This is a genomic window from Halomonas sp. BC04, assembly GCF_000568385.1.
Genome location: NZ_AZQX01000213.1, coordinates 1 through 7,960 on the forward strand (window position 1 = coordinate 1; position 7,960 = coordinate 7,960).

Annotated in this window: 5 protein-coding genes and 3 pseudogenes; all 8 read left to right on the forward strand. The window is 63.7% G+C overall.

The window, feature by feature from the left end:
* On the forward strand, positions 1–308 hold a 308-nt coding region (locus Q427_RS14790; protein WP_155833579.1), incomplete at its 5' end, for an MTH1187 family thiamine-binding protein.
* Between the two features lie 247 nt (positions 309–555).
* A complete protein-coding gene (gene hppD / locus Q427_RS14795) occupies positions 556–1,656 on the forward strand; it encodes a 4-hydroxyphenylpyruvate dioxygenase (RefSeq protein WP_043515265.1) in 1,101 nt (366 codons plus the stop codon).
* Between the two features lie 163 nt (positions 1,657–1,819).
* Positions 1,820–3,279, forward strand: a pseudogene (locus tag Q427_RS14800) (sodium-dependent transporter).
* Positions 3,280–3,435: 156 nt separating this feature from the next.
* Positions 3,436–5,162, forward strand: a pseudogene (locus tag Q427_RS14805) (ATP-binding protein).
* Between the two features lie 57 nt (positions 5,163–5,219).
* Positions 5,220–5,966, forward strand: coding sequence for a response regulator (locus tag Q427_RS14810; RefSeq protein ID WP_043515269.1), 747 nt, complete (start codon positions 5,220–5,222; stop codon positions 5,964–5,966).
* 228 nt (positions 5,967–6,194) lie between these two features.
* Positions 6,195–7,196 carry a tripartite tricarboxylate transporter substrate binding protein gene (locus tag Q427_RS14815; protein ID WP_043515271.1) on the forward strand — a complete coding sequence of 334 codons (1,002 nt, stop codon included), beginning with the start codon at positions 6,195–6,197 and terminating at the stop codon, positions 7,194–7,196.
* A gap of 215 nt (positions 7,197–7,411) precedes the next feature.
* Positions 7,412–7,774 (forward strand): tripartite tricarboxylate transporter TctB family protein, encoded by a 363-nt coding sequence (locus Q427_RS14820; protein WP_231613714.1) that lies wholly within the window; start codon positions 7,412–7,414, stop codon positions 7,772–7,774.
* A gap of 19 nt (positions 7,775–7,793) precedes the next feature.
* Positions 7,794–7,960, forward strand: a pseudogene (locus tag Q427_RS31370) (tripartite tricarboxylate transporter permease); the annotation flags it as partial.

Consider the following 7,960-nt stretch of genomic DNA (forward strand, 5'->3'; position numbering starts at 1 on the left):
TCGATATCTGTGTCGTACCGCTGGGCGTGGGGGTGTCGGTCTCGCCGCAGATCGCCGCCTGCCAGCGGGTCATCCAGGCCTCGGGCCTCGAGCACCATATGCATGCCTACGGTACCAACATCGAAGGGCCGTGGGACGAGGTGATGGCGGTGGTCAAGCGCTGCCATGAGGTGGTCCACGAGATGGGGGCGCCGCGCATCACCACGACTATCAAGCTGGGCACCCGGACCGACCGGGAGCAGAGCATGGGCGACAAGGTGACGAGCGTGGAGGATAAGCTCGGAGGCAAGAGTGACCGCGACACTTGAGGTGTAAAACATTCGTTACGCCCTGTCAGGATTTTGCACCGCCTTTCTGGCGCGACAGGCCGGCTTCGGCGGGGTGTCAACATGGCTTTACGCCTGCTGGGGTGCAGGCGATGCAGGCGAGGGTTACCAGGCGCTATGCGGGCGTTTCGGCGGCAGCGGTGGGGCACTAGGCTGGGGGCACATCTTCGGTACCGCAGTGTGCCTATAACAATCGCGAAGCATCGCGCCATACCCCTGGAGGATTTCCATGAACGCTCCTGCCAAGACTGTCTCGCCCATCAGCCAAGAGAACCCCATCGGCACCAACGGCTTCGAGTTCGTCGAGTACACGGCCCCCACCCCCGAGGGCATCGAGGAACTGCGTGCGCTGTTCAATCGCATGGGTTTCACCGAGACCCGCAAGCACCGCTCCAAGGATGTGTTCCTGTTCCAGCAGGACAACGTGAACTTCGTGCTCAACGCCGAACCGAACAGCCCCGCCGCGGAGTTCGCCAGCGTCCATGGCCCCAGCGCCTGCGCCATGGCCTGGAAGGTGGCCGATGCCAGGCAGGCTTTCGACTATGCCGTCGCCCATGGCGCCGAACCCGTGGAGAACAAGGTGGCACCGGGTGAAGTCGGCATCCCCGCGGTACGCGGTATCGGCGGTTCGCTGCTCTATTTCGTCGACAACAAGGTCGACAGCGAAGGCCGCACCATCTATGACATCGACTTCGAGCCCATCCCCGGCCGTACCCCCCAGGACAACAGCGTGGGCCTTCAGGTGCTCGACCACCTGACCCACAACGTAGACCGCGGCCAGATGGACTTCTGGGCGAGCTTCTACACCGATATCGCCAATTTCCGCGAAAACCGCTACTTCGACATCAAGGGCAAGAAGACCGGGTTGCACTCCCGCGCCATGACCGCCCCCTGCGGCAAGATGCACATTCCGATCAACGAGTCTGCCGACGACACCTCGCAGATCGCTGAATTCCTGCGCGAGTACAACGGCGAAGGCATCCAGCACCTGGCCATGGCCACCGACGACATCTACGCTACCGTGCGCGCCCTGCGTGCCAATGGCGTGACCTTCCTCTCCACGCCTGACACCTACTACGAGAAGGTGGACCAGCGTGTGCCGAACCATGAGGAGAATGTCGAGGAGCTGCGCGAGCTGAGCCTGCTGGTCGACGGCGGCCCCGACGAGGGCGTGCTGCTGCAGATCTTCACCGAGACCGTGATCGGCCCGATCTTCTTCGAGATCATCCAGCGCAAGGGCAACGATGGCTTCGGCGAAGGCAACTTCAAGGCCCTGTTCGAATCCATCGAGGAGGATCAGATCCGCCGCGGTGTGCTCAAGGACGACTGATCGCAGCAACGGCTCCCGATTCCTCAGGGTCGGGAGCTTTTTTGTGCTGACAATAGTTGAATCTCTGATTTATTGAAAAATAAACGATAAATGACGCTGCAATTATGGCTAAGTGGCAGGTATATTGCTGTGTCAGCGTATAACAACGACCCCTGGTGACAAGATGAGCGATTCGCAACAACCACGCGCCCAGTGGCTAGGCCGCTGGGGCTTCGTGCTGGCGGCTACCGGCTCTGCCGTTGGCCTGGGCAATATCTGGAAGTTTCCCTATATCACCGGCGAGCACGGCGGAGGCGCCTTCGTGCTCGTCTACCTGGCCTGTATTCTTGCGGTCGGCGTGCCGGTCATGATGACGGAGATCGCCTTCGGCCGGCGTGGCCGTGGCAGCCCCATCGATGCGGTACGCCGAGTCGTGACAGAGTCGGGCCGCTCATCGGCCTGGTCGCTGCTGGGCTGGCTGGCCATGCTGGCCGGCTTCATGATCCTGTCGTTCTATGTGGTGGTGGCCGGCTGGTCCTTCTCTTACCTGTGGAAGATGCTGACCGGCGGCCTGGCCGGCACCGGCGTCGACGACATGGTGGCGATCTTCGTTGCCAATAACGAGAATCCGCTCAACCTGGGCTTGTGGAGCACCCTGGTGGTGGTGCTGACCATGCTCATCGTCGGCAAGGGAGTACAGGCCGGTATCGAGCGCAGCGTGACCTGGATGATGCCGGGCATGGTGATCATGCTGCTGATCCTGATCGGCTACGGCATGTTCTCCGGCGGCTTCGGCGAGGCGTGGCGCTTCCTGTTCTCCTTCGATGCCGGAAGTCTTTCCAGCGATGGCATGCTGGCTGCCCTGGGCCATGCGTTCTTCACCTTGTCGCTGGCCTCCGGGGCGATTCTCACCTACGGCAGCTACCTGCCGGCGCGGACCTCCATCGTGCGTACCACCTTCAGCGTTGCCCTGGCCGATACCCTGGTGGCGCTGATGGCGGGGCTGGCGATCTTCCCCATCATTTTCGCCAACGGCATGAGCCCGAGGGCGGGCCCGGACTGCTCTTCATGAGCCTGCCGCTGGCTTTCCAGGCCATGCCCATGGGGACGCTGTTCGGGATCCTGTTCTTCGTCATGCTCTCCATGGCGGCGCTGACCTCATCGATCTCCATGGTCGAGGCCACCGTCTCCTGGCTGTGCGACAACAAGGGGCTCTCCCGGCGTGCCGCGGCCTGGGGTACGGGTATCGTGCTGTGGTTGATCAGTACCATGGCCATGCTGTCGTTCAACCTGGGGGCCGACTGGACCCTGGCGGGACGTCACTTCTTCGACTGGCTCGACTACTTGACCTCGCGCTGGATGATGCCCCTGGGCGGCCTGGGCATGGTGCTGCTGGCCGGCTTCGTGTTGAAGAGCGAGACCTTCCGTGACGAGCTGGGTCTGTCGCCGCGCTGGCATGCCCTTTGGCTGTTCATGGTGCGCTATGTCAGCCCACTGGGCATCCTGGTTATCTTCGTCGACGCCCTGGGTGTCGCCCGCATCGAGTTCGCCACCCACTGGCCGTGGCTGCTGGCGGTACTGGCACTGGTCACGCTGATCGGTGAGCTGGCCAGCCCCCGGCTGCGCCGGACGCTGGCGGGTTGATCCGCTCTTCGTGACGACGGTGATGATCGTCGGATAGCTGTCCGACCCTGTTGGATATGGGGCACTCGCCGACCAGGCGTGTGCCCCTTTTCATTGGCCATGCGACAATTTCATCAGGCGTGCGACAATGCAAACAAGAGATCAACGAGGCAGGCCATGTCGTCCCACTCCCGAGTCGTAGCCGAAATCCAGCGCATGAAACGTCCGCGCTCCCGCCGCAGGCGGCTCGCGGGGAGTTTCCGCCTGCAGGTGATGTTGCTGGTCGGCGTTCTGCTGGCCGGCATGCTGCTGGCTCAGGGGGCCTATCTCAACCACCGCAAGGGCGAGATCATCAGCGACCAGATCGGCCAGCGCGCCCTGGCCGTTGCGCTTAGCGTGGCCAGCATCCCCGAGCTCATCGCTGCCTTCGACGACCCCGATCCCAGCGCCACCATCCAGCCCATTGCCGAGCGCATCCGCCGCGAGACCGGAGCGCGCTACGTGGTGGTGGGCAACACCGAAGGGCTGCGCTATTCCCACCCGCTGCCTGAGCGGCTCGGCAAGCCCATGGTCGGCGGTGACAACGACCGGGCGCTGCTGCATGGCGAATCCTATGTTTCGGAAGCCACCGGCTCGCTGGGCGATGCCATGCGCGGCAAGACACCGGTTCTCGACGCCGAGGGCAATATCATCGGTATCGTCTCGGTGGGCTTCATGCTCGATCGGGTGGCCATGGACGTGGTCGAGCACACCAGCCTGGGGTGGTGGCTGGTGGCGCTGATGATCGTGTTCGGCTTTGCCGGGGCCTATGGTCTGTCGCGCCATCTCAAGCGGGTCATCCTGGGCCTCGAACCCTACGAGATCGCCCGCCTGGCCATGGAGAAGGAGGCGATCCTGCAGTCGATTCACGAGGGGATCCTGGCCGTGAATCGCGAGGGCCAGATCACCCTGGTCAACCAGCAGGCGCGGCGCTTCCTGGGCCTGCCGCCGGTGCATGCGGTGGTCGGGCAGCCGATCCAGGACATCGTGCCCAACTCGCGACTGCTCGAGGTCATGGAGCGAGGCGAGCATCAGTTCGACCAGGACATGTGGCTGGGGGACCACCCGGTGGTGGTCAACCGCGTGCCCATCCACCACGAGGGCGAGATCGAGGGCGCGGTGGCGACTTTCCGCAGCCGACGCGAGATCGTCGAGCTCTCCAATGCGCTGAACGCCGCCAGCCGGGACGTGGACATGCTGCGTGCCCAGGCTCACGAGTTCTCCAACAAGCTCTATACCATTTCCGGGATGCTCCAGCTCGGCCGGATCGAGGATGCCATCGCGCTGATTCACCAGGAGAGCGCCCGGCAGCAGGCCCAGATGACCTTCCTGATGAAGCATGTTGGCGACCCGGTGGTCAGCGGTACCCTGCTTGGCAAGCTGACCCGTGCCAGGGAGCTGGGCGTGCAGCTTGAGATCGATGAGCAGAGCTCGCTGCTCGAGCCGCTCACCGTGAAGGGCCAGGAGGTACTGATGACGGTGATCGGCAACCTGCTGGACAACGCCTGCCACGCGGCGCTGCAGAGCGACCGCCGCAACGATGAGGGGCCGCGGGTAAGACTGTTCTTTACCGACCTGGGGGAGCAGCTCTTGATCGAGGTGGAGGATAACGGCCCGGGGTGCCTTCGGAGCATGTGGAGGCGATCTTCCAGGAGGGGTTTTCCACCAAGCCGGGCAAGCACCACGGGATCGGCCTGGCCCTGGTCAGTCGCCTGTGCCGGGAGAACGGTGGCGCCATCACCCTGGAAGAGAGCGAGCTGGGAGGAGCCTGCTTCATTGCCGTGCTCGACCGCACGCTATGCCGTCCGCCAGCGGCGGAACCCGGGCGAGTCGCGACGACCGGGCACGACAGCGCCCTGAAATGACCTGAGCGCAACGATAACCACAAGACGAGGCAACAGCCTTCGCGGGGGTATTGAGAGATGCACGAAACGGGCTATCCGCCGGCGGAACTCGGAATCCTGATCGTCGAAGACGATTTTCGCATTGCCGACATTCATCGCGCCTTCATTGAGCAGAGCGAAGGCTTTCGGGTGGTGGGCATGGCCAGAAGCGGTACCGAAGCGCGGGAGCTGATGTCCCGGCAGGGCGATGCGGTACAGCTGGTCCTGCTGGATGCCTACCTGCCTGACGTGGAGGGGCTCGAGCTGCTCTGGTCGCTGCGCCGTGATTACCTGCAGGTGGATATCGTGATGATCACCGCCGCCCGTGAAGTGGATACCATCGCCGAGGCCTTGCGTGGTGGGGTCTTCGACTACCTGATCAAGCCGGTGGAGGCCTCGCGCATGGCCCAGATGCTGGCTCGATTTCGCCGTGAGCGTGCCGCCCTGACCGCCCGCAGCGAAATGAGCCAGGAGGAGCTCGACAGGGCGCTGACCCGGCTGCGTCCCGAGGGGGCATCGGGGGGCGGCGTGCGCAGTCTGCCGAAGGGGATCGATCGCCTGACCCTGCGTACCGTGGTGTCGGCGCTGGAGCACGCCGGGACGCCGCTGGCCGCCATGGAGGTGGCCCGGGCCATGGGGGCCAGCCGTTCCACGGCCCGTCGCTACCTGGAGTTCCTGGTCTCGGTCCAGGTGGTGGGCGCCGAACTGGGCTATGGCGATGTGGGTCGGCCGGAGCGTCGCTATCGGGTGGTGGGCGATACGTCGCCCTGGTGTGAAGACGGTTAGCAGAAAAAGGTCAGTTGGCGAGGAATAGCGAGGAGGATTGGCAAAGCGGGAAAGGGCGGCGGCGACGGTGTCCGTGAACAAAATGGACAGAATGGTCGCAAAGGACTATTTGTCGTTTATGTTCAGAAGCTTGTGGCTGTGACAGGGCTCTTCTAACGTTCATGGCGTAGCGCCCCAGGGCGATCACACAACGATCACACAATAAGATGCCGACCTCCGGAGAACGCCATGACTACCAAGCTTTCCCTCAAGCGCCTGACGCTGCTGGCCCTGCCGCTGGCCGCTGTCGCCGGTGTATCCACTGCCGCCAGTGCCGATGAATGGACCCCGACCCGTTCCATCGAGTTCATCGCGCCGGCCAACCCGGGCGGTGGCTGGGATACCCTGGTGCGCACCACCTCGCGAGTGATCCAGCAAGAGGGCCTGGCGGACCAGAATTTCGCCGCCATCAACGTGCCGGGCGGTGGTGGTGCCGTCGCCTGGGCCCAGATCGCCCGCGACAGCGGTAACCCGCACAAGCTGTTCGCCACCAGTCCGCCGATCATCCTGGTTCCGCTGGCCGGCACCTCCCGCCACGACCACAACGACTTCACGCCGATCGCCCGCCTGATCACCGACTACTCCATCGTGCTGGTGCGTGACGACTCCGACTATGGCGATCTCAACGAACTGTTCGCGGCCATTGAAGAGAATCCGGGCCTGAGCATCGGTGGCGGCAGTGCGCCGGGCTCCATGGATCACATCTCTATTGCCGGCCTGGCTTCGGCTGCCGGTCTGAACGCGGCTGAGGTCAACTACATTCCCTTTTCCGGCGGCGGCGAAGCGATGACCAGCCTGATGGGTGGCCACGTGGAGGCAGTCATCACCGGTGCCGGCGAGGCCTCGGGTCAGTTGGGTGCAGGCAGCGAACTCAGGGCGCTGGGCGTCTCGGCTCCCGAGCGTATGGGCGGTGTCCTGGCCGACATTCCCACCTACCAGGAGCAGGACATCGACTACACCTTCGATATCTGGCGTGGTGTCATGGGTGCCCCCGACATGCCTGCCGAGGCGGTTGCCTACTACGAGGACCTGTTCGCCCGCATGCAGGAGACCGAAGGCTGGCAGGATGCCCGCGACCAACTGGGTTGGCTCGACGCCTATCAGTCCAGCGAGGCGTTCGGTGAATTCCTCGATGCGCAGAAGGAGCTTTTCAGCGAAGTGCTGAGCGAACTCGGCCTGCTCGGCGACTAATACACCGTCGCGATCTATCGTCGGCGAGGGCCCCGCAACGGGGCTCTCGTCCGCACCCATAGCACTGCTTGAGCCCCGCTGGCTCGAGGTCCCACCATGACTCGACTCAATTCCAACCAGATCATTGCACTCCTTCTGGCTGTGTTAGCGATAGGCTACCTGGCCATGGCCTGGCAGATTCGCCCCTTTCCGCTGCCAAGCCGATAGACTCCGACATGTTTCCCAAGGTGCTGGGCTTCATCCTGCTTGGCCTGTCACTGCTTTTGTTCCTGGAGAAGCCCAGGGCGCAGGACGTGCCAGAGGAACTGGACCCCGACGAGCAGAGCGGCCCGCTGCTGCTGCGGCCCTGGTCGCGGGTCGTCGTGACCACGCTGGCCATCGTGGCCTACGCGCTGCTGCTGGTGCCGGTGGGCTTCGTGCTGTCCTCCGTCTCTTTGGTTTTCGGGCTGGCCTTTTACTACGGCTATCGTCGCCATGGGGTCAACATGGCCACCTCGCTGGGTGTCGTGCTGATTCTCTACCTGACCATGACCCGGATCATGGGCGTCTATCTGCCCACCGGCTTGCTGCCGCTCTGACCACGGCCCGGAGTCTCCTATGGAATCGCTGAATAACCTGATGTACGGCTTCGGTATCGCGCTGGAGCCGATGAACATCGCCTACGTCTTCGCCGGGGTCTTTGCCGGCACCGTGATCGGCATGCTCCCTGGCCTGGGGCCGATCAGCGCCCTGGCCTGATGATCCCGATCACCTTTGCCATGGAG